Origin of the sequence: Idiomarina sp. UBA4520 (assembly GCF_002388365.1) — a bacterium.
Classification (GTDB): Bacteria; Pseudomonadota; Gammaproteobacteria; order Enterobacterales; family Alteromonadaceae; genus Idiomarina; species Idiomarina zobellii.
Genome location: NZ_DGMK01000017.1, coordinates 29357 through 51625 on the forward strand (window position 1 = coordinate 29357; position 22269 = coordinate 51625).

Consider the following 22269-nt stretch of genomic DNA (forward strand, 5'->3'; position numbering starts at 1 on the left):
GGCTGCCGCCAATAACGACAGCCTTTTCATCATTAAATAACCCATTTATCCATAAAACTATCGACCGGCATTTGATCAAACGAGTCGTTTTCAGTACACAGTTTAAATATCTCATTCGCCTGACTTGCCGGAAACCGCTTACTTAAGCTCGCTTTAAATTTTTCTTTGAGTACAGGAATACCCTCGTCACGACGGTTACGATGTCCTATTGGATACTCCACTGCCACTTTTTCTGTTTTCGTACCATCTTTGAAGAAAACTTGGATCGCGTTGGCAATCGAACGCTTATCCGGATTCAGATAATCTTCACTGTACTGGCGGTCTTCTTCAACGACCATTTTTTCTCGAAGAGCATCGATTTCCGGATGTGCCTGATGAAATCCATCTTCATAGTGATCAGCATTCAGTTCCCCCCAGATTAAGGGCACTGCGGTCATATACTGTAAGCAATGATCCCTATCTGCGGGGTTAGCCAGCTCCCCTTCTTTGGAGATAATACGAATCGCAGATTCATGTGTTGTAATAACGACTTTCTCTATGTCGTCTACCTTACCTTTTACATCGGGATGAAGCGTTACTGCAGCTTCACACGCTGTTTGAGCATGAAACTCTGCCGGGAAAGACAGTTTAAACAGAATGTTTTCCATAACGTAATTGCTGTAATCGCGCTGAAACTTAAATTTCCGATCTTCTTCGTCTTTCAGCTTCTGATCTTTATTTGTCTTACTAAAGAGAACATCATAAAAACCCCATTGTGGCGCAGTCAAAGCGCCGGGGATTCCCATTTCACCACGCATCGTTATATCTGACAGACGCACTGCCCGAGAGGTGGCATCCCCCGCTGCCCACGATTTACGGGAGCCCGCATTAGGTGCATGGCGATAGGTCCTCAATGACTGACCATCTACCCAAGCCTGAGACAGCGCTGCCATAATTTGCTCTTTGCTGGCACCCATTAGCCAACTAACAACAGCTGTTGACGCCACTTTTACCAGTACAACATGGTCAAGCCCAACTCGGTTAAAGCTGTTTTCTATGGCCAGATTACCCTGTATTTCATGGGCTTTTATCATGCCTTCCAGCACGTCTTTAATAACAAGAGGTTTAAGCCCACGGCTGCGTCGCTGCTGAGAAATGAAGTCGGCGGTCGCTAAAATGCCACCTAAATTATCAGACGGATGTCCCCATTCTGCCGCCAGCCAGGTATCATTGAAATCCAGCCAACGAACAATGCAGCCTATATCCCACGCAGCTTTAACGGGGTCTAAAGAAAACTGTGTACCAGGAACACGAGCGCCATTGGGAACCTTTGTCCCTTGTACCAGTGGTCCCAAATGTTTGGCACATTCCGGATAACCTAATGCCAACATACCGCAGCCCAGCGTATCCATAAGGCAGTACTTCGCGGTACTCCAGGCTTCTTCGCTTGTGACGTTATAGTTCATTACATAGTCGGCGATATCGACAATGACGTCGTCGTAATCGGGACGTTTATTTTGTTCGACAGTCGTAGGCATTATGACTCCTTAATTCAAAGGGTGACTCAAATAGCTACGGAGCTAATCGGTTGATTGATCGCTCTTTTCGTTTATTTTGGATAAAAAAAACCCGGAACCAATCCAGATTGTTCCGGGTATAGGGGAATGGCTCATGGGATGAGCCGTGCGCTAACTCATGATAAAACAGTCTCATTTATCCTGCTTAAAATTCATCCAACAATTTTTAGTTTAGACAATAATCGAAGGATGTCTAATTTTTTTACAGTTTCTTTTAACTTTATGTTTTTGAACAATTAAAAATGTTTTATCGACAAGTTATGCACAGCTCATTAAGATGCTTTAAACAGCTTATAAAAGTTCTCAGTGGTCACGCGTGCAACCTCTTCCAGCGTAATACCTTTAACGTCTGCTACGCATCTTGCGACATCAGTCACGTAGGCCGGCTGATTCACTTTGCCACGATGAGGCACCGGTGCTAACCAGGGGCTGTCAGTTTCAATAAGTAGTTTGTCTAAAGGCAATGCTTTAACTGTGTCTCTTAATTCCGATGCATTTCGAAAAGACGCAATACCAGAAATGGAAATATAAAAGTCTAATGAGTCGATGGCTTCTTTTGCCATTTCGTAAGACTCGGTAAAGCAATGTAAAACACCGCCAGGTTTATCCGCGTGGCCTTGTTTTAACATAGCCAGGGTATCTTCACGGGCTTCCCGGGTATGAATAATAAGAGGTTTATTCAACTGCCCTGCTACAGCAATGTGCTGCTCGAAGTTGTTTTGTTGTTTCACTTTCGAGTCCGGATCATAAAAGTAATCCAACCCTGTTTCACCAATGGCAACAACCCTTGGTTCGCTGGCTAGCTCTGTTAACTTTGCCGCCATTTCATCAGCGCCCATGCTCTCTTCATTGACGTAAAGGGGATGCACACCGCAGGATATAGAAACATTGTCATACGCAGAAACGGTATCGCGCATTTGCGGGTACTCATCGAGCGTGACACAAACACACAGCATATGCTCCACGTTATTTTTGCGGGCATTCTCTACTAATCCAGCCAGGTCTGTACCGACTTTCTCTGGGTCAATACGATCTAAATGACAATGCGAATCAACAAACATCCAGTGCTCCGTTGCAATTAAGTTGCGCAAGAATTTAATAATGAACGGAACAGTTTACCATATTCAGACTTATGCTTGTGAGTCAGATAGTTTAATCGATGCCCTGTCGCCAGGTCTTTGGGGAGCAAGGTTAAAACGCAGGGCAACTGCCTGTTTTCAAACAGCCAGGTCACTTGTGTGCTGAAGTAAAAAGGACACGGCCGATCATGCAATGTCAGCGACACATCAAGTCTTTCTCCCAACTTATAGTAATGTTCACTGGTTTCAGGCATTAAAAATGATGTGTATTTAAAGAGTGGCACCATTCGCGTTGCCAACTCGTGAGCAGACTCAAGCTCAACAGATATAACGTGGGACATAAAGGCTCCGTTTATTGCAACAGGAGCCTTATTCTTCACCCAGCAGAAAGTGTGACCAGCGGCTCCAGATAAGGGTTAATAATAACGGCAAATTAACGCCGGGGGAGCCCTGATATGTCTGACGTAACTGTCGGCATTCCGATACCCATTGACTGAGATGCGACGCAGTCAACCAAGAGCATTGCGTTAATCGTTCATACCGCTCTCGCACGCCAGGAAAGTAAAAACGCTCAGCGGGAAGCCGGTTTAACTGAGCGAGCATATCGGATGCTAAGCGCTCAGACGTATTCAACCACTCTGCCGCAACTGCTTTGTCTTTTAGCTCAGGTAGTGGGGTCAGCTTATGCAAAGCGTCGAATAGCTCCGCAGCTTGCGCAGTTTGTTCATCAGTTTGTTCGGCTTCAGGGTAAGGAATGCTGAGCCACTGCATGCGGCTTCGCAATGTTGGCAATAATTGTTCAGGCTCTTTCGTTGATATTAGCCAACAGGTATCAGCAGGCGGCTCTTCAAGTACTTTCAGTAAAGCATTAGACGCCTGCTCAGTCATTTTTTCAGCTTGCAAAATAACGGCAACTTTAAAACCACCCTGGTTTGCCTTATTCACAATGTTTTTTTGTAGGTCACGAACCTCATCGACCCCGATGCGACTGGCTTCTGTGCCATCGAGTATCCAGGTATCCGGATGGTTTCCCGCGGCGTACAGCAAGCACGATTTACATTGGTTACAAGCACTCTTCCCTTTCGACTGGCAAAGCAAATACTTGGTGAACTGCTCAATGAAGCTGTTACTGCCTTTGTCCGGGTAGTGTTTTAAGTAATATGCATGGGCTAACCTATTGCTTTCAAAAGCAGTCACTAAACGTAACCATGCATCGCGTAACCAGGGGGCGGCCATTAAAACAAATTCTCCTCAAGAGTTCTTAGAATGGCTTTATGTACTTTTAACATCGGTTGATTCGCATCGATCACGAAAATCGACGGGTCTTTCGCCGCAATGTTCAGGTAGGCCTGCCGTGTTCGTTTAAAAAACGCCAAGTCCTCTTCTTCTATTCTATCCAGCTCACCTCGCTCCCTGGCTCGCTCAAGACCCACTTCCTCATCAACATCCAGTAAGATGGTCAAATCGGGATAAAAACTGCCTAATGTTAACCCACGTAGCTTTTGCAAAAGTTCATCGCCAAGCTGTCTGCCACCGCCCTGGTAAGCCCGCGATGATAAATCATGACGGTCACCAATAACCCAAGTGCCATTGATTAAGTGTGGCTTAATGACATTTTCGACTAGCTGTACACGGCTAGCGTACATGAGTAGCAACTCGGTTGTCGGGACTAAGGTTTCATCCCACTTTTTCTTGACCAAGTCGCGTAACGACTCAGCCAACGGCGTTCCACCGGGTTCGCGCACGGCTTCAGTTTCAATACCTTTAGCTTGCAAATGCGTGATCACATTGGCGATAGCAGAACTTTTACCTGCTCCCTCCAGACCTTCAATAACAACAAACTTCCCTTTCATATTTACTCTTTATTTAGTTGATAGCGGCGCACGGCTTTATTATGTTCTTCCAGCGTTTTTGAAAACACATGACCACCGGTGTCATCAGCAACAAAGTAATAGTACGGCGACTCGTCAGGATTGGCGGCTGCTTCTAACGACGCCCGACTTGGCATAGCGATAGGTGTCGGCGGTAATCCATTAATTCTATAGGTGTTATAAGCCGTTTTCTCACGTAAATGTGCGCGTGTTAGATTACCGTCGAAGTTTTCAACACCGTATATTGTTGTCGGATCGGACTGCAACCGCATCCCAATAGCAAGTCGGTTTGCGAAAACGCTGGCAACCAAACTTCTCTCACCCGCTATGCCCGTTTCTTTCTCAATAATTGACGCTAAAACTAATAATTCATAAGGCGAGTCAACCGGACAATCATCTGAGCGTTCACTCCATACCTCAGCTAATGTGCGCTGCATTGACTCGTATGCGTCTCTTAAAATGCTCTCAGCTGACGAATACGCTCGATAAGTATAAGTTTCGGGCAATAGAAGACCTTCTAACGAATCATAAGAAGCTCCTAACTCAGTTCTTAACCTGTCAGCAGCCGTTTGCGCGTCACCCGTTAAATAAGTTGCCTCGTTCAACTTTAACAGCCACTGTTCCAGTGTGTGACCTTCCACCAGAGTGACCGAAAACTGAAGCTCGTCGCCGTTTGCGAGTTTTCTCCATACATCAAACCAATTATGCGTTGGCTTAATCTCGTAAACACCAGCTCTCAAATGATTTATCCCGCCAAGTAAGCGGCTAAAACCATAACTCAGCTGTGTATTATTCAGCACGGATTTATCAAGTGAGTAATGCTGAGTAACTTGTGCAACAACGTACCGCGCATGCTTTCCTTTAGGAAACTCAAGCACAAGTGGTTCACTTTGATGAACATTTCCAAAAGGCTGAGATAAATAATAGTAACCGTAGCCAAGCCCCCCTGCGCCAATGACAATAAAAAAAAGAGCAATTAAAAACAAACGTTTAAGTAAAGTCATAAAGCCAGGCGTTGTATCTTATTGGGTAACTGATTATTTTCGAATACTTTACCATTAAATGAGTGAACAGGGACAGCGCCTCGGACACTGTTGCAAATGAAAATTTGCTCTGCGCTCCCCAATTCAGTCGCCGTACAATCTTTTATTCTAAGGTTAGCAAGCGCATTGCTTTCTATGATGTATTGCCGCATAACGCCATTAACCCCAGCCGTTGTCAGTGACGGTGTAAACCACTGCTCACCGACCCGCCAGAATACATTACCTTGAATAGCCTCTATAACAGTGCCGTCACTTGTACAAACAATTAGGTCATCAACGCCTTTTTCCGACTTTTCAGCACTGAGCAGAACTTGCTCTAAGCGATTTAATGTTTTTAGCCCCGCAAGAATGGGCTGTTGCGCCAAAACAAAGTCAGCCAACTCAATATCTAGAGGTTTTTGAGGTGTTGGTAATGAGCTTACCTGAATGTATTCATTGGCTTCTGCGCGGCTATCAAAGCCATAACCCTGGGCACTACTTCCCCGAGTTATAATCACCTTACACACCCCTTCCTCAACCTCTGCTGCCAATGTCTTCAACCGAACCTGTAAAGTGCTTATTGCCGGGTAATGGATGCGTAAAGCGTCGTTGGCATGAGCCAGTCGGGCAATATGTGCGTCTAAGTGCTCTGGAACACCATTAACAATACGAAGAGTGGTGAAATGGCCATCGCCAAACTGAAGCCCTCGGTCAAGAGCATCGGGATCAATTGGGTGAGTATTAAAAAACTGTTTTATCAGCGTCATAACGAAAATAGGCGGAACCAAGGTTCCGCCTATTGTCTCAATAATTCTCTGAAAAATTAATCGTCAGAGTGATTATTTACGTAATCAATTGCTGCTTGAACAGTTTTGATTTTTTCAGCTTCTTCATCAGGAATTTCAGTTTCGAATTCTTCTTCCAAAGCCATAACCAATTCAACTGTGTCTAAAGAGTCAGCACCCAGGTCATTTTCAAATGACGCTTCAGGCTTAACTTCTTCTTCTTTAACACCCAGTTGCTCAATAATGATTTTCTTTACGCGTTCTTCAATAGTACTCATTTATAATATCCCTCAAATAGTCGTCGCGAGAGTGAAAATTGGCTGTAGTGTAGTGAAACCAGCCTCATTAATAAAGTAAAAATTCCGATAAAATTAAGAGGTCGTACCGCTGACCGCTTAAACCATCGCCATTCCGCCATTAACGTGAATGGTTTCACCGGTAATGTAAGCTGCCCCATCTGACGCCAAAAATGTCACCGCAGACGCAATTTCATCTGGCTTGCCTAATCGTGCAGCAGGAATATTAGCAAAAATACTTTCTTTTTGCTCTTCCGTTAACGCTTTTGTCATATCCGTATCAATAAATCCTGGTGCCACGCAGTTCACGGTGATACCGCGCGCTGCAACTTCTTTGGCCAAAGACTTACTGAAGCCAACCAGCCCCGCTTTTGCGGCGCAATAGTTAACCTGCCCAGGGTTCCCTGTGGTACCAACCACTGAACTGATATTAATAATGCGACCATTACGACGTTTCATCATGCCACGAACCACGGCTTTGCAGACACGGAAAATAGCCGTTAAATTGGTGTCGATAACAGAGTTCCACTCATCGTTTTTCATGCGCATCATTAAGTTGTCGCGAGTAATACCGGCATTATTGACCAGAATATCGATACTACCGAACTCTTTTTCAAGCGACTTTACTGTTTCCTGAACGCTATCAGCGTCAGTTACGTTCAAAGCAATACCTTTGCCTTTATCACCAAGGTAATCGGAAATAGCGGCCGCCCCTTTGTCTGAGGTTGAGGTGCCTATTACTGTTGCTCCTTGCTGAACAAGCTGCTGCGCGATTGCTTTGCCAATGCCACGACTAGCTCCTGTTACTAACGCAACTTTATTCTCCAAGCTCATCACTTATTCACCTTTTAAATTGAATTCAATGCATCAGCGCTGTTTAACGCTGAACAATTAAATGATTTAGTTATACGTTTATTCAAGCCCGTTAATACTTTCCCCGGACCGACTTCGAATGCTTTTTCCACGCCCATATCAGCAGCTTTCTCAACAGACTCTGTCCAACGCACCGGACAATAAAGCTGTCGGACCAATGCGTCTTTTATCGCTGCCGGATCTGTTTCAACCATGACATCAACATTATTGATAACGTCAATTACCGGTGACTTAACGGTAATATTCTCCAATTCCTGCTTTAATTTTTCGGCTGCTGGCTTCATTAACGCACAGTGCGAAGGCACGCTAACAGGCAGAGGTAAAACACGTTTAGCGCCTGCTTCTTTCAAGGCTTCGCCGGCACGGGAAACTGCTGAGGCATGACCGGCAATAACGACTTGCCCCGGTGAGTTATAATTTACCGGAGTGACAACTTCGCCCTGGGCCTGCTCTTCACAGATTTGCTTAATAACATCATCATCTAAACCGATAACGGCTGCCATTGCCCCTTCACCGTCAGCAACAGCTTCCTGCATAAACTTGCCGCGTGCTTCAACGAGTTTAACTGCATCTTTAAAGTCGATAGCACCTGCACAAACCAACGCCGAATATTCTCCCAGGCTGTGCCCTGCCATGACCAGGTCATCGCCTAGACCTTTGTCTTTGGCAACGCGATATAACGCAACGCTGGCAGTCAGTAACGCAGGTTGAGTGAACTGTGTTTCATTGAGCTGGTTATTGGGGTCTTGCTGCACAAGCTCCCACACGTCATAACCAAGTGCATCGCTTGCCTGTGCGAACGTCTCTTTTATGATCCCAAACTCGTCGGCTAATTCACCAAGCATACCAACGCTCTGCGAGCCTTGCCCCGGGAAAAATAACGCTGTCGTCATAACCACCCTCTTAATATCGAATTAATGCTGAGCCCCAGGCGAATCCACCACCAAAGGCTTCTAATAATAGGTTCTGCCCACGTTTAACGCGACCATCTTTAACTGCCCAGTCTAACGCAATTGGCACCGATGCGGCAGATGTATTACCTGTTTTGTCCAAAGTAATAACCACTTGTTCCATCGACATGTTTAATTTTTTTGCCGTCGCTTTAATAATTCGCAAGTTTGCCTGGTGTGGTACCAACCAATCCAATTCTTCCGGTGACATCTTATTCGCCGACAATGTATCGGTAACCAAGCTACTCAGTTTTGCCACAGCAACTTTGAAGACTTCATTGCCTTTCATGTACATCCAGGTATCGTCTTGCGGGTTAGCTTTGCGGTTTGCCTGTTTCGCCCCCAGTAAATGGCTGTATTCACCCGCGCTGTACAAATGCGTTGAAACAATGCCCGGCTCGTTACTTTGCTCGAGTATGACTGCACCGGCCCCATCACCGAACAGAACTAAGGTGTTTCTGTCGTTGGGGTTACACAGTCGCGCCAGAACATCGGTGCCAATAACTAAAGCACGCTTATATTGACCGGTTTTAATGAAGTTATCGGCGACCGATAGCGCAAAAATAAAGCCTGAACAAGCCGCACCAATATCAAATGCGGGAATATTTGTGACATCGAGCATTCGCTGAATTTCGCATGCAGCACTTGGAAACGCGTGCTCAGCCGAAGTTGTCGCCACAACGATAACGTCGATATCCCGAGCGTTTAGCTGACTACTTAATAAGGCTTGTTTCGCGGCTTCATAGCCAAGCGTTGCGGCTGACTCATTCGCAGCTGCAATTCGCCGTTCTTTAATGCCAGTACGTTCAGTAATCCATTCGTCTGATGTGTCAACACGGGTGGCAAGATCATCATTTGTAAGACGTTGCTCCGGTAAATAATGACCGGTACCAACAATTCTCGAGTATGTCATAACAACTCTGCATTTTAAGGCTGTTCAGATAAGACCGCTTCGACCCTATTTTTGATTCGGTCAGGAAGCTGCTCGTGCGCCTCTGCTACAGCTTGCTGGATAGCGCTGTAGAATGCTTCCGCATTGGCACTTCCGTGGCTTTTAATCACCACCTGGCGCAATCCTATCAAACTTGCTCCGTTGTAGTGGTCGGGCTTCAGCCTGTCCCACGATTTATGCGTACGTCGTTGTAAGAATTTGAAGAAAAATCGATACAGCCAATGAGAGTTTAGTGTTTCTCTCATTTGCTCAATAATAAAGGTTGCTAAGCCTTCGCAGCTTTTCAACGCAATGTTACCGACAAAACCATCGCAAACGATAACGTCGGAGCGGCCACTGAATAAATGGTTGCCTTCAATAAAGCCGTTGTAATTTAAACCTTCACACTGAGAAAGTCTGGCAGCGGCATTACGAACCACATCACTGCCTTTAATTTCTTCTTCGCCCATGTTGAGCAAGCTAATTTTCGGCTTTTCTATGTCCAGCAAATACTCAGCAGCTACCGAGCCCATTACACCAAACTGGAACAAGGTGTCAGAATCGCAGCTAGCGTTTGCGCCCAAATCAAGCAAAAACGATTTGCCACCGACACGGTTAGGAATCGCCGTCATCAGCGCAGGCCTTAAAACTCCGGGTAAGGTTTTTACCGTAAAATACGCATTCGTCATTAATGCGCCGGTATTACCGCCGCAGACCATTGCATGGCATTGTTCATTGGCAAGGGCTTGCAGTGCAAGACGCATAGACGAATTCGGTTTGCTACGTAAAGACTGACCAGGCTTGTCATCCATGAGAATGGTTTGCTCAGCATGAACCACGCTGACAGCAGTGCTTTCTTTAAGGTGATATTGCTTTAATAGCGGATTTATCTGGTCTTGGTGACCAAAAACTGTGAAGTGAGTATTGGGATAGTTTGAAACCGCTCTTTGCAGAGCTTCAATAACAATAGAGGGGCCATTATCGCCCCCCATTGCATCAATCGCTATATTAAGTTCAGGCATGGCCTGTCTTACTTATTAACGACCTTGCGACCTTTATAATAACCGTCGGCTGTTACGTGGTGACGACGATGCGTCTCACCCGTAGTTGAGTCAACCGACAGTGTTGGGCCGTCTATCGCATCGTGTGAACGACGCATGTCGCGTCTTGAACGACTTTTCTTACTTTTTTGAACAGCCATTTACGCTATCTCCTGATTATTTACGCTTTAATTCTTGTAATACGGCAAATGGGTTATCAGATTCGTCTTTATCAGACTCGTCGATTTCGCCCCATGTCATCGCATCACGGTCTACCTGACAAGACTTAGCGTCGTGCTTAGGTACTAAAGGCATTGCCAGAATTAATTCATCTTCGATAAGCCCATGCAGATTGATTTCACCGAATTCATTCGCCTCGATAGCTTCATAGCTTTCAGGGAAGTCATCAGCCACCTGCCGCTTAGTGACAGGAGCATACGCAAATTGCGCAAAAATATCAACTGCTAAAGGCGTATTGCAGCGTTCGCAACGTACTTGAACATGTACCTTTGCGTCACCTGCAAAATAGCTTATGCCTTGTTCATCAATACCAAACTCAACTTTGACGTCAGGATCAGGACATGACTCTACGAGCAACTCCTGAAACCGAGTTAACGTTTTTGCTGGTACTAAGCCCTCGTAAATGACCTTTTTATTGGCACATTTTACGGGGTCTACCGTTACGGGAATACGAACCTTTTGCATAGCGCGCGAATGTTACCTTAAGTTGGTGTTCAGTGGCAAGATAAATCGGACGTTACCGACAATTATCTACAATTAATTAACTCAGTGGATTAATTCCCTGAGATCTTAGCATATCCAGTAGCGCAATCGTCGGAAGTCCAATAAGAGTATTAGGGTCATTCCCTTTCATTTCACTGAACAAACTGACGCCCAGGCCTTCACTTTTAAAACTGCCGGCACAATCAAGCGGTTGCTCTAATTCAACATAACGAGCTATTTCATCAGCCGTTATATTATCCCGAAAGGTTACGAAGAACGGTTCAATTCTTACTTCGCACTGAGAAGTTTGGGAGTTTAATACAGCAAGCCCTGTATAAAAGGTCACCGTTTTGCCCACAAAGCTTTTTAGCTGCTCAATGGCTTTTTCCTCGGTACCCGGCTTGCCAAGAATTAAGCCGTCGCATACCGCGACTTGATCGGAACCAATAATAATAGATGGTTCACCATTAAGTTTTCTCGCCACAGCTTGTGCTTTTTCTTCCGCTAAACGCCCTACCAGCTGCTCTGGCTGCTCTTCATTAACTGCAGACTCATCAATGTCTGGCTTTACGACGTTATAAATTAAGTGCAGTTTGTCCATTATAGCCCGACGGTATTTTGAACCAGAGCCAAGCACTAGGGGGAGTGTCATAACCTCTCCTTTAAAATAAAGTTCGAAAGTTCAGTCAGAGATGACGCAATATATTCAGCGCCTGCCGCTTTTAGTTGGTCGGCCCGGTGCGCGCCCATAGTCACTCCAATAGGGAAAACACCAGCGGCACTGGCCATTTTCATATCATGTATTGAGTCGCCCACCATAACTGTATTGTCAGGCGAATAGCCTGCCTCATGCATTAATTCTATGAGCATATCTGGGTTCGGCTTGCCTTTTGATTCATTGGCGCAACGGGAATAAGGAAAGAACTGGGCCATATTCGTTTCCTGCCACACTCTGTCCAGGCCTCTTCGAGCTTTGCCAGTTGCAACCCCAAGTTGCACATTGCTTGAACGCAACGCTTCAAGCGAGTTAACGGCATCGTCAAACATGGGCGATGCTACTGTGTTCAGTGTGACGTATTCGTCTTTGTAACGCTCTAAAAAAATCTGCTTTTTTTGGGAGTCCAAAACACCAAAAAGCCTTTCAATAGCAGGCTCCAAACTAAGCCCTATGATATCTTTTGTCGCCTGCTCTGAGGGTACAGCTAAACCAATGTGTTCGGCAGTCCGCTGCATTGACGAAACGATACGGCCAATGGAATCCATTAAGGTTCCATCCCAGTCAAAAACAACGAATTGAAATTTCGACATTACGGCAACCTACATCATTGTTTGGTTAGCTTCGACAGCGTCGCGCTGAGGTTTTCATCTAAGGGCGCTTCGAACTGCACGTCTTTTTCCGTTTCTGGGTGCTTAAATGAAAGCTTCCAGGCGTGTAAGAATAGTCGCGTCAGTCCTTTAGACGCCATTAACTCGTCAAAGTCAGTGTCACCATATTTAGGATCTTTAGCGATAGGGTGTCCTGCGTGCAAGCAATGCACTCGAATTTGGTGCGTCCGGCCAGTCAACGGCGATGCTTCTACAAGGGTCGCCTCGGCGTAGCGCTGGTAAATACGAAAGCGCGTTTGCGACGGTTTACCTTCTGCACTGACACGAACAACCCGTTCACCAGATTGAAGCGTATTCTTTTGTAGAGGTGCTTCTACCATACGCACCCTTTTTTGCCACTGTCCTCTAACTAACGCCAAATACTGCTTATTCATTTCTTTGTTGCGCAACTGTTCATGCAGTAACTTCAGCACTGAGCGCTTTTTCGCAACCAAAAGAATGCCACTGGTATCCCTGTCTATTCGGTGCACAAGCTCTAAGTGTTTGTCATTAGGCCTTAGTGCCCTAAGTCCTTCAATTAGCCCGAAGTTTAGTCCCGAACCACCATGCACAGCAAGACCCGAAGGTTTATTGACGACAATAAAAGACGCATCTTCGTACAGAATATGCTCTTCCAGCCGGGCTATTTTATCGAGTTTAGCCGAAGGTAAAGGTGCCTTTTCAGCAACTTTTACCGGCGGAATCCGAATTAAGTCGCCACTATTTATTTTATAGTCTGGCTTAGCCCGTTTTTTATTAACCCGCACCTCGCCTTTACGAATAATTCGATAAACCAGTGACTTTGGCACTTTGTTTAATTGGGCAATAAGGAAATTGTCCAGGCGCTGCCCCGATTCATCGGTCAGTACGGTATGCCAGCGGACTTTTTGTTGAATGCTTTTCATGGCGGTATTTTAGCACGCTTCCTAGCAATATTCAGTGAAATTAGCGCTTGTATTTTCGGCGTTTTTCGTGAAATAATTAAGTGTCAAAGTCCATCGTGGATGGCAGACAAAGAAACTAATTCGCGCAATCGTGTCAACAGAGCGACGCATTATCCACATCAGCATACGGTTGAAAAGTCTTAATCAAAGAGAATAAGCAAAAATCCGAGATGTTGATGGCACGGAAAAAGAACAGAGAAACCTCGCTCAAAAGAAAGAGCGATTGCAGACGTAACATATAGCGACAATATGACACCGGATGTAATGGTGTTATCGGCACAGTCAAAATCATTTTAACCACACGTTTCAATGACGGGTGGCACAGGCGCTAAGCCTGTACAACAGACGAATTCGATAATCGCACGAGCACCAGAGTGTGTGTGTCATATTGTGGCCCGGAAACATTGAGTCACAGTAATGAAAAGAATGCTAATAAACGCCACGCAGCTAGAAGAGTTGCGTGTTGCGTTGGTCGACGGCCAGCGCCTTTACGATCTGGATATTGAAAGTCCAGGACATGAACAAAAGAAAGCGAATATCTACAAGGGTAAAATAACCCGTATAGAGCCCAGCCTCGAAGCCGCTTTCGTCGATTATGGCGCAGAGCGTCATGGTTTCCTTCCTTTAAAAGAAATTGCCAAGACTTACTTTCCAGAGGGATATACCTTCCAGGGACGTCCAAACATTAAAGACGTTGTTTCTGAAGGTCAGGAAGTCATTGTTCAAATCGACAAAGAAGAGCGTGGTCAGAAAGGCGCGGCACTAACAACCTTTATTTCTTTGGCAGGCAGTTATCTGGTATTAATGCCAAACAACCCTCGTGCCGGCGGTATTTCGCGCCGTATTGAGGGCGACGAACGCTCTGCCTTGAAAGAAGCCCTGTCGGAAATTAACGTACCGAAAGAAATGGGCCTTATTGTCCGTACCGCAGGTGTTGGCAAATCAAAAGAAGAATTAGAGTGGGACTTAAACGTTCTTATTCATCATTGGGAAGCTATTAGCAAAGCGGCTACCGAGCGCCCTGCTCCATTCTTGATTCACCAGGAAAGTAACGTCATTTTCCGCGCCCTTCGTGACTATTTACGTCGTGACATTGGCGAAGTGCTTATCGATAGCCCGAAAGTCTACGAGCAGGTACGTAATCATATTCAAATTATTCGTCCTGACTTCTTGCAGCGCGTTAAGCAATATGAAGGCGATGTTCCATTATTCAGCCATTACCAAATTGAGAGCCAAATTGAGTCAGCTTTCCAACGTGAAGTTCGTCTACCTTCAGGTGGCTCAATTGTTATTGATCCGACCGAAGCTCTGACTTCAATAGATATCAACTCGTCACGCGCAACTAAAGGCGGCGATATTGAAGAAACAGCGCTGCAAACAAACCTGGAAGCGGCTGAAGAAATTGCGCGTCAACTGAGACTTCGTGATGTTGGTGGCTTAGTCGTTATCGACTTTATTGACATGACACCCGCCAGACACCAACGCGACGTTGAAAATCGACTACGTGACAGTCTTGCACAAGACCGTGCCCGTATTCAGGTGGCTCGCATTTCGCGTTTTGGCTTAATGGAAATGTCTCGTCAGCGTCTGCGTCCGTCACTTGGTGAGTCGGCAAACAATGTATGTCCTCGCTGTAATGGTCAGGGTACTATTCGCTCTAGTGACTCGTTAGCCTTGTCTATTCTGCGTCTCATTGAAGAAGAAGCGCTGAAAGACAACACCATACAGGTTCATGCACAAGTACCGGTAGACGTAGCAACGTACTTGTTGAACGAAAAACGTCAGTCGCTCAATCATATTGAGAAGCGTCATGATGTTAAAATCGTGATTATTCCAAACCATCACTTAGAAACGCCACACTTCGAAGTATTGCGTATTCGTGATGATGAAGTGCCAGAAGCGGCAAGCTTTGAGTTGGTGCAAAAGCCAGAGCAACACGAGTCATCGGTTTCTATCACCTTAACTCAAGAGTCCGCTAAGTTTGACGAACCGGCACTAAAAGGTTTACAAGCGCCAAGTGCAGCGCCGGCCCCTGCTCCTGCACCAACACCGAAACAGCCTGAGAAACCGTCTTTATTAAAACGCTTATCGACTTGGCTGGGTAAACTTTTCGAGAGTGAAGAAGAAACCGATAAGAACAAGCAAAGTTCTAATCAGCGTAGACCAAACCAGCGTCGAAACAACAATAACCGCCGTGGCCGTGGTCGTCGTCCTGCTAATCGTCAGCAGCAAGGTCGTAATAATACGGCGGACAAAGCGGCTGCAGATTCTGCGAAATCGGATAAGAGCGCAGATGAAACGAAAGGTTCAAATAACAAGCCGAACCGCGGTAGAAACGATCGTAGACGTCGCGGCGGACGTAATCGTAACCAGCAACAGAATGCTCAAGGTGCTAATGCTCAGGTGAAGCAAAGCGCTGAGCAAGCGCCGCAAACTGAGGCAGCGCCTGAGAAACCGAAAGAAGTTAAGCCTCGCCGCCAACGTAAACCAATGGAAAAATCCGTTCGCGTTAAAGGCGATGGTTCAGTTGAGAACCAGGCATCACAACAGCCAGCTCCTCAGGCTCAGAAAGATAGTTCTGTCGCTAAAGAAGCTGAAGCGAAAAAGCCAGTTGAGCAAAATGCTGAGTCATCAGCACCGGTAGAGAAAAATACCAATGAGCAAACTCAACAGCGTACTTTAGATCCTCGCATTCAGGCAGCTGCTGAACTTGTTGAAAGCAAAGAGCACTTACCGGTTAACGAGCAAAAGTCTGCTGAGGAACCTGCTCCTGAAGCCTCAGAAGCTCCGAAACAGGAAGAGCAAGCTCCGGAAAACCAGGTTCAGACTCCTGAGCCAAGTGCCGAGGAATCACAGCCTGAGCAACCGGAAACTGTTGCAGCAACAGAAGCTAGCGATACGACAGAACCTGCTGAAGTGGCGGAGACTGAATCAGAGTCAGCTCCTTCAGTGGAAAGTGAAGCTTCGGAGCCAGTTGCGGAACAAGCTCAAGAAGACGTCTCTGAGAAAAAAGCGCGCAACCGTTCACGCCGTTCTCCAAGACATCAAAGAGCAGCGGGACAGCAACGTAAGCAAAACCGGGAAAATAAAGAGTCTAACGAGACTCCGATAATTCCAGCTCGTGGTCTTAGTGGCTCAGCCTTTTCTCCAATGACTAAAGCATCTGCAGTTGAAAGACAAACGCCTTTCCAGGCTCTGAATGTTGCCTCAGGAGAAAGTCGTTTAACGTTCGTCAGAGATGAACAAACGGCAGGCTATGCCAATGCCCGTTCCCGTTCATTTGCTGAAATGACGAAATGTGACTAGCACAAAAAAGCCAGTAAACAATCCCTGTTTACTGGCTTTCTTTTTATCTTCATTACTGCTAATTCAAACGAATATTCGAGCGGTTTTTTTCAAGTGTTTTAAGGCCTATACCTTTTACATCAAGTAACTGTTCTACTTCAGTAAAGCCGCCGAGCTGCTCGCGCACTTCAATCAGTTTTTCTGCTTTCTTAATACCGATACCCACTAACGCTGATGCTATTTCCTGAGCCGATGCCGTATTGATATTTACACCCGTCTGCGCTTCAGCTTGTAATGCAATTGGCGAAGGGGAAACTGTTGGCATTGCATGAGCTGAAAAGCCAATAAATGACGCCAAAACAATAGGTAGCATTTTAAATGTCATAGTATGTTCATCCTTTTTGATAACCACTGCGTCACTGCAGTGGCCATACTATAAACGCTTTTTGCCGGCGCTCTCTCAAATTACGATTTATAAGACAGCTCAATACGCCACTAAGCTATACTTGCCAGTATGTTCTCGACAGCTTGTGCCGGATTAGGAGACTGCGTAATAGGTCGTCCTATCACCATGTAATCAACGCCGACCGTTACCGCTTCAGCAGGCGTCATTGTGCGACGCTGATCATCTTTGCTGCTGCCTTCGGGCCTTATGCCGGGGGTCATTAATTTAAAGTCGTTACCACAGGCTGCTTTTAGCATGTTTGCTTCCTGAGCAGAACAAACAACACCTTTCAGGCCCGATGACTTAGCCAGTTTCGCTAAATACTCAACCTGCTCATTGACGCTCTTAGAAATCCCCAGCTCTTTTAGGTCGCTTTCATCCATACTGGTCAACACCGTCACACCAATAAGCAAGGGCGGGTTATCCGTTTCTTTCAGCGCATCTGCAGCTGCTTTCATCATACGGCTGCCACCACTGGCATGAACGTTAACAACATCGACCCCAAGCTTTGCGGCCGCAGTGACGGCTTTAGCGACGGTATTAGGAATGTCGTGAAACTTTAAATCCAGAAAAATAGAAAAGCCCTTTTCTACCAGGCTCGCAACCCACTGTGGTCCGGCTGAAGTGAATAATTCTTTTCCTACCTTTAAACCTACTTTCCCTGACGGTAATTGTTCAATTAACGCATCTGCGTCCGAAGCATTTTGATAATCTAGCGCTACATAAATTTTTGGTAATTCCATTCGATTATTCACCATCTAATCCAAATATCGGTTTTGTTGTTGACCAGCTCTTACATGACGGACATTGCCAATAAAGGGTATGTCCTGAAAAACCACAGTGATAACACTTATAATTGGGTCTCTGCACAATATGCTCATGTACCATGCGCTGCAGACGCTTAAGACTGTCTCGAGCACTGCCCACGTCGGCTGCTTTTATATGCAGACCCATTAAGTGATGAAAGCCGCGCATGGTTGGATGCTTCTCCAACGCGTTTGCCATGAAGCTTTCAGCATCTTCAATGCTCTGTGACTCAGCCATTTTCTCAGACAGCTTAATAACCGCAGTAATTCCCGCTTCTTGTTCTACACAAGTGTGTAAAAAGTCGATAAAGCCATGACTGTTTCTCTTCGCTTCATACGCTTGCTCTAGTAACGGAATTGTTTCACAAACGTAGGCTTTGTCCTGGTCTATTACTTTCGTGAGGTACTCTATTGCCTGGTTATTATCGCCCTGCTCCAGATAAATACGTCCCAGGGACAAAGACGCCCTTACGCAGTTTGGATCCTGCTTTAATGCCTTATTAAAATACTTCACTCTTACTGACGAGTGATCGGCCGTGTCAGCAACTTCGCAATACAATTGTCCCAGAATCACTTTTATAGAGACGTTCTGTTTAACCAGTTTTAAAGCAACAATAATGGCTTTATCCCATTCATGAGTTGCTTCATAAAGTTCAAGCAAGTGCTTTTGACTGCGCTCTTTAAACAGCTTATTACTTTGCAGACCCTGAAACATTTTCTCTGCGCGATCATAAATACCGGCAGCTAAATAATCTTTGCCTAACTCGTACATAGCGGTTAGGCGATCACTTTCAGATAAATTAGGGAGTGAGGTGAGATTCTTATGAATTTTTATTGCCCGCTCGACTTCACCTCGGCGGCGAAATAATTTGCCCAACGTCCAGTGAGTCTCAATAGTCTCACTATCAACATCAAGCAACTCTACGAATAAATCGACAGCCTTATCGGGCTGATCGGAGAGCAGTAAATTAATACCTGTCGCGTACTGTTTTGAAAAGCGTTTTTGCTCTCTTCTCTCTTCTGAACGCACACTGTTGCGACCCATGAACCAACCATAGGCGGCAGCAATTGGCAGAAGTAAGAAAAGAAGCTCTAACATTTAATTCTGTCTCATTGGTTCGACTGCTTAGCGACTAGTTTCGACAGTTTTCGGCAGCGATAACGCCAGTAAAGGTTAGAAAGTAACATGGCCAATAATCCCACAAGAACGCCGCCACCAAAGAAAATTGCTAACAGCGACGCAACGGTCATATCAGCATTCAGAACCAGTAGATTGACGTTAATAACTTGCGTATTTTGGGCTCCAAACGCCATGGCTAAAAGGAATATAGCCAAAACGGGAATAAGAATAAGCAACTTCCTGAGCATATTCGCTTACCTGTTATTTATAAAAAAACGGCATGCCAGTATAGCATGCCGTTTTTATCAATCGAGCGTAAAAAACTACTTTATAAATCGACGCGCTCGCGCAGTTCCTTACCCGCTTTAAAATGAGGAACGTATTTCCCATCTAAATTAACCGGGTCACCGGTTTTCGGGTTACGACCAACACGTGGCGCACGATAATGCAAAGAGAAGCTTCCAAAACCTCGAATTTCAACGCGTTTCCCCTGAGACAGGGACTGCACCATTTGTTCAAGAATTTCTTTAACAGAAGCCTCAACTTGCTTAGGAGGCAACTCATGTTTCAAAGTTAACCGTTCAATTAGCTCTGATTTTGTCATAACTTACCTCCTGATAAAGCCGTTTATTACGACGAAAAACTGTCTTAGTCGTCAGTTTTCGCCGCTTTGAACGCGTCAGCCATAGCACTGTTGATACCAGAGCTGTCTTGCTGTTTGTTGACGCTTTCTACCGCTTCTTTCTCTTCAGCTTCGTCTTTCGCTTTGATAGACAGGCTCAGAGTGCGGTTTTTGCGGTCAACGCCCATGAAGCGCGCTTCAATTTTATCACCAACGCTTAACTCAGTGCTTGCATCTTCAACGCGGTCGCGTGCGATGTCTGCTGCACGTACATAACCTTCAACGCTTTCTGCTAATTCAACTTTAGCACCTTTAGCGTCAACTTCAGTTACTGTACCTTCAACAATAGCACCTTTTTTGTTAGCTGCCAGGTAATTGTTAAACGGATCTTCTTCTAATTGCTTGATACCTAGAGAGATACGCTCACGTTCTGCGTCAACTTGCATAACAACAGCGGTAACTTCTTCGCCTTTCTTGTAGTCGCGAACCGCTTCTTCACCTGGAGTGTTCCAGCTGATGTCAGACAAGTGAACCAGACCGTCGATACCACCGTCCAGGCCAATGAAGATACCGAAGTCAGTGATTGACTTGATCTTACCAGTAACTTTCTCGCCTTTATTGTGGTTCTTAGCAAACTCTTCCCAAGGGTTAGGCTTGCACTGTTTAAGGCCAAGAGAAATACGACGACGTTCTTCGTCAATTTCCAGAACCATAACTTCAACAGTGTCGTCAAGGTTAACCACTTTAGAAGGATGAACGTTTTTGTTAGTCCAATCCATTTCTGAAACGTGAACAAGACCTTCAACACCCTCTTCGATTTCAACGAAGCAGCCGTAATCAGTCAAGTTCGTAACACGACCAGTTAAACGGTGACCTTCTGGGTAACGGTTTGCGATATCTGCCCAAGGATCTTCGCCCAATTGCTTCAGGCCAAGAGATACACGAGTGCGCTCACGGTCAAACTTCAATACTTTAACAGTGATTTCATCGCCAACGTTCACGATTTCGCTTGGGTGCTTAACACGTTTCCAAGCCATATCAGTGATGTGCAACAGGCCGTCTACGCCGCCTAAATCTACGAATGCGCCGTAGTCAGTCAGGTTCTTAACAATACCTTGTACTTCCTGACCTTCTTGCAAGTTCTCAAGCAACTCTTCGCGTTCTGCACTGTTTTCTTTCTCGATAACAGCACGGCGAGAAACAACAACGTTGTTGCGCTTCTGATCAAGCTTGATAACTTTGAATTCTAAGTCTTTGTTCTCAAGGTGCGTTGTTTCACGTACTGGACGTACGTCAACCAGTGAACCAGGCAAGAACGCACGAACGCCGCCAAGGTCAACTGTGAAGCCACCTTTAACTTTACCAGAGATATAACCAGTAACAGTTGCGTTTTCTTCGTGAGCTTTTTCCAGCTGCAGCCAAGCTTCATAGCGCTTCGCTTTTTCACGAGAAAGCACGGTTTCACCGAAGCCGTCTTCAACAGCGTCAAGGGCTACGTCAACTTCGTCACCGACGTTGATTTCCAGCTCACCTTCAGCGTTGCGGAATTGTTCTGCAGGAATCGCACTTTCAGACTTAAGACCGGCATCAACTAATACCAAGTCTTTTGCGATAGAGACGATTGTGCCTTTTACGATCGAGCCCGGACGAGTTTCGACTTCTTTCAGGCTTTCTTCAAACAGCTGTGCAAAATTTTCTGACATAATAATTAACTTCGCTTAATAAATGACGTCCACTGAAATTCCGTATGCAGCGGGGTTATTAAAAATGTTCACCTGTATCCTTACTGTGAACCCCTAATTAGGGCCAAGCCCTAGCTAGTTTCTGAGAGTTTGCTGTGGGCAAACGTCAATACTTGTTCCAACACGTCATCAATAGGCGTGTCGGTAGAATCTAAATACAAAGAATCCTCCGCGGGCTTCAATGGCGCCACAGAGCGATTCATATCGCGATCATCGCGTTCTTTAATTTCGTTCACTAATTGATCAATATTAGCATCAAAGCCCTTTTCCTTCAATTGATCAAAACGTCTTTGGGCACGCTCTTGCGGCGACGCAGTTAAAAACACTTTGGCGTCTGCGTCGGTAAATACCACTGTCCCCATATCCCGGCCGTCCGCCACCAGACCTGGTAAGTCTTTAAAGCCGCGCTGGCGACGCAACAACGCCTCGCGTACACGCGGTAAAGCCGCAATTTTAGAGGCCATATTACCCACTTCTTCAGTGCGTATTGTCATGGTGACATCTTCGCCTTCTAAAATAATATGCGTTAGTGACTTTTCTTCGTCTGCTTCAAATTTAACATCCAAATGAGCGGCTAAAGCCACCAGGCTTTCCTCATCTTCCGGCGTGAAGTCATGATGAATCGCAGCCAAAGCCAGTACACGATATATCGCACCGCTATCAAGCAAGTGCCAACCCAGCTTTTCTGCGAGTAACCGACTGATAGTGCCTTTCCCTGCACCACTAGGACCATCAATTGTAATGACGGGGATATGCGTTGCCATAAAATCCTCAATTTGCTCTGCGTATTGCAGCTTTTAGCGGCGCAATTATA

At 45.6% G+C, this 22269-nt stretch carries 25 protein-coding genes; 1 reads left to right on the top strand and 24 read right to left on the bottom strand.

From position 1 onward, the window contains the following. Nucleotides 1-32: 32 nt before the first annotated feature. The 17 genes from B3850_RS07790 to rluC all read right to left on the bottom strand — a co-directional run bounded on the left by B3850_RS07790 (nt 33) and on the right by rluC (nt 13396). The gene (locus B3850_RS07790; protein ID WP_286873208.1) at nt 33-1517 is read right to left on the bottom strand and encodes a bifunctional 2-methylcitrate dehydratase/aconitate hydratase; all 1485 of its coding nucleotides are present in this window, start codon (nt 1515-1517) and stop codon (nt 33-35) included. A 311-nt stretch (nt 1518-1828) separates the two neighbouring features. Continuing rightward, the gene (locus tag B3850_RS07795; RefSeq protein WP_286873205.1) at nt 1829-2617 is read right to left on the bottom strand and encodes a TatD family hydrolase; all 789 of its coding nucleotides are present in this window, start codon (nt 2615-2617) and stop codon (nt 1829-1831) included. A 17-nt stretch (nt 2618-2634) separates the two neighbouring features. Beyond that, entirely contained in the window at nt 2635-2976 is a 342-nt protein-coding gene (locus tag B3850_RS07800; RefSeq protein ID WP_053953782.1) for a hypothetical protein, read from the bottom strand. Between the two features lie 28 nt (nt 2977-3004). After that, nucleotides 3005-3871, bottom strand: coding sequence for a DNA polymerase III subunit delta' (locus B3850_RS07805; RefSeq protein ID WP_286873202.1), 867 nt, complete (start codon nt 3869-3871; stop codon nt 3005-3007). Next, nucleotides 3871-4488, bottom strand: coding sequence for a dTMP kinase (tmk, locus tag B3850_RS07810; RefSeq protein ID WP_286873200.1), 618 nt, complete (start codon nt 4486-4488; stop codon nt 3871-3873). Before tmk ends, B3850_RS07805 begins: the two co-directional genes overlap by 1 nt. A 2-nt stretch (nt 4489-4490) precedes the next feature. Continuing rightward, a complete protein-coding gene (mltG, locus tag B3850_RS07815; protein WP_286873198.1) occupies nt 4491-5510 on the bottom strand; it encodes an endolytic transglycosylase MltG in 1020 nt (339 codons plus the stop codon). Beyond that, on the bottom strand, nt 5507-6316 hold the full coding sequence (gene pabC, locus B3850_RS07820) for an aminodeoxychorismate lyase (RefSeq protein WP_286873195.1): 810 nt from the start codon (nt 6314-6316) through the stop codon (nt 5507-5509). The genes mltG and pabC overlap by 4 nt, the downstream gene beginning before the upstream one ends. 35 nt (nt 6317-6351) lie before the next feature. Beyond that, nucleotides 6352-6591 (bottom strand): acyl carrier protein, encoded by a 240-nt coding sequence (gene acpP, locus B3850_RS07825; RefSeq protein ID WP_053953786.1) that lies wholly within the window; start codon nt 6589-6591, stop codon nt 6352-6354. 117 nt (nt 6592-6708) lie between these two features. Next, nucleotides 6709-7443, bottom strand: a complete 735-nt coding sequence (gene fabG, locus B3850_RS07830; protein ID WP_053953787.1) for a 3-oxoacyl-ACP reductase FabG — start codon at nt 7441-7443, stop codon at nt 6709-6711. Nucleotides 7444-7457: 14 nt separating this feature from the next. After that, nucleotides 7458-8375, bottom strand: coding sequence for an ACP S-malonyltransferase (gene fabD / locus B3850_RS07835; RefSeq protein WP_053953788.1), 918 nt, complete (start codon nt 8373-8375; stop codon nt 7458-7460). A 10-nt stretch (nt 8376-8385) separates the two neighbouring features. Further along, nucleotides 8386-9345, bottom strand: a complete 960-nt coding sequence (locus tag B3850_RS07840; protein ID WP_053953789.1) for a beta-ketoacyl-ACP synthase III — start codon at nt 9343-9345, stop codon at nt 8386-8388. Between the two features lie 14 nt (nt 9346-9359). Then, nucleotides 9360-10385, bottom strand: a complete 1026-nt coding sequence (gene plsX / locus B3850_RS07845) for a phosphate acyltransferase PlsX (RefSeq protein ID WP_053953790.1) — start codon at nt 10383-10385, stop codon at nt 9360-9362. Nucleotides 10386-10393: 8 nt separating this feature from the next. Further along, nucleotides 10394-10564, bottom strand: coding sequence for a 50S ribosomal protein L32 (rpmF, locus tag B3850_RS07850; protein ID WP_011234590.1), 171 nt, complete (start codon nt 10562-10564; stop codon nt 10394-10396). Between the two features lie 16 nt (nt 10565-10580). Continuing rightward, nucleotides 10581-11108: a 23S rRNA accumulation protein YceD gene (yceD, locus tag B3850_RS07855; RefSeq protein ID WP_053953791.1), complete on the bottom strand. Its 528-nt coding sequence runs from the start codon at nt 11106-11108 to the stop codon at nt 10581-10583. A 76-nt stretch (nt 11109-11184) separates the two neighbouring features. Next, nucleotides 11185-11778 (bottom strand): Maf family protein, encoded by a 594-nt coding sequence (locus tag B3850_RS07860; protein ID WP_053953792.1) that lies wholly within the window; start codon nt 11776-11778, stop codon nt 11185-11187. Continuing rightward, nucleotides 11775-12434, bottom strand: coding sequence for an HAD-IA family hydrolase (locus B3850_RS07865; protein ID WP_053953793.1), 660 nt, complete (start codon nt 12432-12434; stop codon nt 11775-11777). Before B3850_RS07865 ends, B3850_RS07860 begins: the two co-directional genes overlap by 4 nt. A gap of 14 nt (nt 12435-12448) precedes the next feature. Beyond that, nucleotides 12449-13396 (bottom strand): 23S rRNA pseudouridine(955/2504/2580) synthase RluC, encoded by a 948-nt coding sequence (gene rluC, locus B3850_RS07870; RefSeq protein WP_053953794.1) that lies wholly within the window; start codon nt 13394-13396, stop codon nt 12449-12451. A 456-nt stretch (nt 13397-13852) separates the two neighbouring features. Here rluC and rne point away from each other — a divergent pair, with 456 nt between their 5' ends. Continuing rightward, nucleotides 13853-16741 carry a ribonuclease E gene (gene rne / locus B3850_RS07875; protein ID WP_286873187.1) on the top strand — a complete coding sequence of 963 codons (2889 nt, stop codon included), beginning with the start codon at nt 13853-13855 and terminating at the stop codon, nt 16739-16741. A 58-nt stretch (nt 16742-16799) separates the two neighbouring features. Here rne and B3850_RS07880 read toward each other — a convergent pair whose 3' ends face one another. From B3850_RS07880 to cmk, 7 genes are all read right to left on the bottom strand, one after another. Beyond that, a complete protein-coding gene (locus B3850_RS07880) occupies nt 16800-17105 on the bottom strand; it encodes a ComEA family DNA-binding protein (RefSeq protein ID WP_273267469.1) in 306 nt (101 codons plus the stop codon). Nucleotides 17106-17215: 110 nt separating this feature from the next. After that, on the bottom strand, nt 17216-17908 hold the full coding sequence (pyrF, locus tag B3850_RS07885) for an orotidine-5'-phosphate decarboxylase (protein WP_286873184.1): 693 nt from the start codon (nt 17906-17908) through the stop codon (nt 17216-17218). Nucleotides 17909-17912: 4 nt separating this feature from the next. Then, on the bottom strand, nt 17913-19070 hold the full coding sequence (lapB, locus tag B3850_RS07890) for a lipopolysaccharide assembly protein LapB (RefSeq protein ID WP_286873182.1): 1158 nt from the start codon (nt 19068-19070) through the stop codon (nt 17913-17915). 11 nt (nt 19071-19081) lie between these two features. Further along, nucleotides 19082-19339 (bottom strand): lipopolysaccharide assembly protein LapA domain-containing protein, encoded by a 258-nt coding sequence (locus B3850_RS07895; protein ID WP_053953798.1) that lies wholly within the window; start codon nt 19337-19339, stop codon nt 19082-19084. Between the two features lie 80 nt (nt 19340-19419). Beyond that, on the bottom strand, nt 19420-19695 hold the full coding sequence (ihfB, locus tag B3850_RS07900; protein ID WP_053953799.1) for an integration host factor subunit beta: 276 nt from the start codon (nt 19693-19695) through the stop codon (nt 19420-19422). 44 nt (nt 19696-19739) lie between these two features. Continuing rightward, a complete protein-coding gene (gene rpsA, locus B3850_RS07905; RefSeq protein ID WP_053953800.1) occupies nt 19740-21416 on the bottom strand; it encodes a 30S ribosomal protein S1 in 1677 nt (558 codons plus the stop codon). A gap of 110 nt (nt 21417-21526) precedes the next feature. Continuing rightward, nucleotides 21527-22219, bottom strand: a complete 693-nt coding sequence (gene cmk / locus B3850_RS07910) for a (d)CMP kinase (protein WP_058579134.1) — start codon at nt 22217-22219, stop codon at nt 21527-21529. Nucleotides 22220-22269 lie beyond the last annotated feature (50 nt).

What these genes read in the sequence shown, in the direction of transcription:
- B3850_RS07790 (WP_286873208.1), bottom strand. Translation starts at nt 1,517, where the DNA reads ATGCCTACGACTGTCGAACAAAATAAACGTCCCGATTACGACGACGTC.
- B3850_RS07795 (WP_286873205.1), bottom strand. Translation starts at nt 2,617, where the DNA reads ATGTTTGTTGATTCGCATTGTCATTTAGATCGTATTGACCCAGAGAAA.
- B3850_RS07800 (WP_053953782.1), bottom strand. Translation starts at nt 2,976, where the DNA reads ATGTCCCACGTTATATCTGTTGAGCTTGAGTCTGCTCACGAGTTGGCA.
- B3850_RS07805 (WP_286873202.1), bottom strand. Translation starts at nt 3,871, where the DNA reads ATGGCCGCCCCCTGGTTACGCGATGCATGGTTACGTTTAGTGACTGCT.
- tmk (WP_286873200.1), bottom strand. Translation starts at nt 4,488, where the DNA reads ATGAAAGGGAAGTTTGTTGTTATTGAAGGTCTGGAGGGAGCAGGTAAA.
- mltG (WP_286873198.1), bottom strand. Translation starts at nt 5,510, where the DNA reads ATGACTTTACTTAAACGTTTGTTTTTAATTGCTCTTTTTTTTATTGTC.
- acpP (WP_053953786.1), bottom strand. Translation starts at nt 6,591, where the DNA reads ATGAGTACTATTGAAGAACGCGTAAAGAAAATCATTATTGAGCAACTG.
- fabG (WP_053953787.1), bottom strand. Translation starts at nt 7,443, where the DNA reads ATGAGCTTGGAGAATAAAGTTGCGTTAGTAACAGGAGCTAGTCGTGGC.
- fabD (WP_053953788.1), bottom strand. Translation starts at nt 8,375, where the DNA reads ATGACGACAGCGTTATTTTTCCCGGGGCAAGGCTCGCAGAGCGTTGGT.
- B3850_RS07840 (WP_053953789.1), bottom strand. Translation starts at nt 9,345, where the DNA reads ATGACATACTCGAGAATTGTTGGTACCGGTCATTATTTACCGGAGCAA.
- plsX (WP_053953790.1), bottom strand. Translation starts at nt 10,385, where the DNA reads ATGCCTGAACTTAATATAGCGATTGATGCAATGGGGGGCGATAATGGC.
- rpmF (WP_011234590.1), bottom strand. Translation starts at nt 10,564, where the DNA reads ATGGCTGTTCAAAAAAGTAAGAAAAGTCGTTCAAGACGCGACATGCGT.
- yceD (WP_053953791.1), bottom strand. Translation starts at nt 11,108, where the DNA reads ATGCAAAAGGTTCGTATTCCCGTAACGGTAGACCCCGTAAAATGTGCC.
- B3850_RS07860 (WP_053953792.1), bottom strand. Translation starts at nt 11,778, where the DNA reads ATGACACTCCCCCTAGTGCTTGGCTCTGGTTCAAAATACCGTCGGGCT.
- B3850_RS07865 (WP_053953793.1), bottom strand. Translation starts at nt 12,434, where the DNA reads ATGTCGAAATTTCAATTCGTTGTTTTTGACTGGGATGGAACCTTAATG.
- rluC (WP_053953794.1), bottom strand. Translation starts at nt 13,396, where the DNA reads ATGAAAAGCATTCAACAAAAAGTCCGCTGGCATACCGTACTGACCGAT.
- rne (WP_286873187.1), top strand. Translation starts at nt 13,853, where the DNA reads ATGAAAAGAATGCTAATAAACGCCACGCAGCTAGAAGAGTTGCGTGTT.
- B3850_RS07880 (WP_273267469.1), bottom strand. Translation starts at nt 17,105, where the DNA reads ATGACATTTAAAATGCTACCTATTGTTTTGGCGTCATTTATTGGCTTT.
- pyrF (WP_286873184.1), bottom strand. Translation starts at nt 17,908, where the DNA reads ATGGAATTACCAAAAATTTATGTAGCGCTAGATTATCAAAATGCTTCG.
- lapB (WP_286873182.1), bottom strand. Translation starts at nt 19,070, where the DNA reads ATGTTAGAGCTTCTTTTCTTACTTCTGCCAATTGCTGCCGCCTATGGT.
- B3850_RS07895 (WP_053953798.1), bottom strand. Translation starts at nt 19,339, where the DNA reads ATGCTCAGGAAGTTGCTTATTCTTATTCCCGTTTTGGCTATATTCCTT.
- ihfB (WP_053953799.1), bottom strand. Translation starts at nt 19,695, where the DNA reads ATGACAAAATCAGAGCTAATTGAACGGTTAACTTTGAAACATGAGTTG.
- rpsA (WP_053953800.1), bottom strand. Translation starts at nt 21,416, where the DNA reads ATGTCAGAAAATTTTGCACAGCTGTTTGAAGAAAGCCTGAAAGAAGTC.
- cmk (WP_058579134.1), bottom strand. Translation starts at nt 22,219, where the DNA reads ATGGCAACGCATATCCCCGTCATTACAATTGATGGTCCTAGTGGTGCA.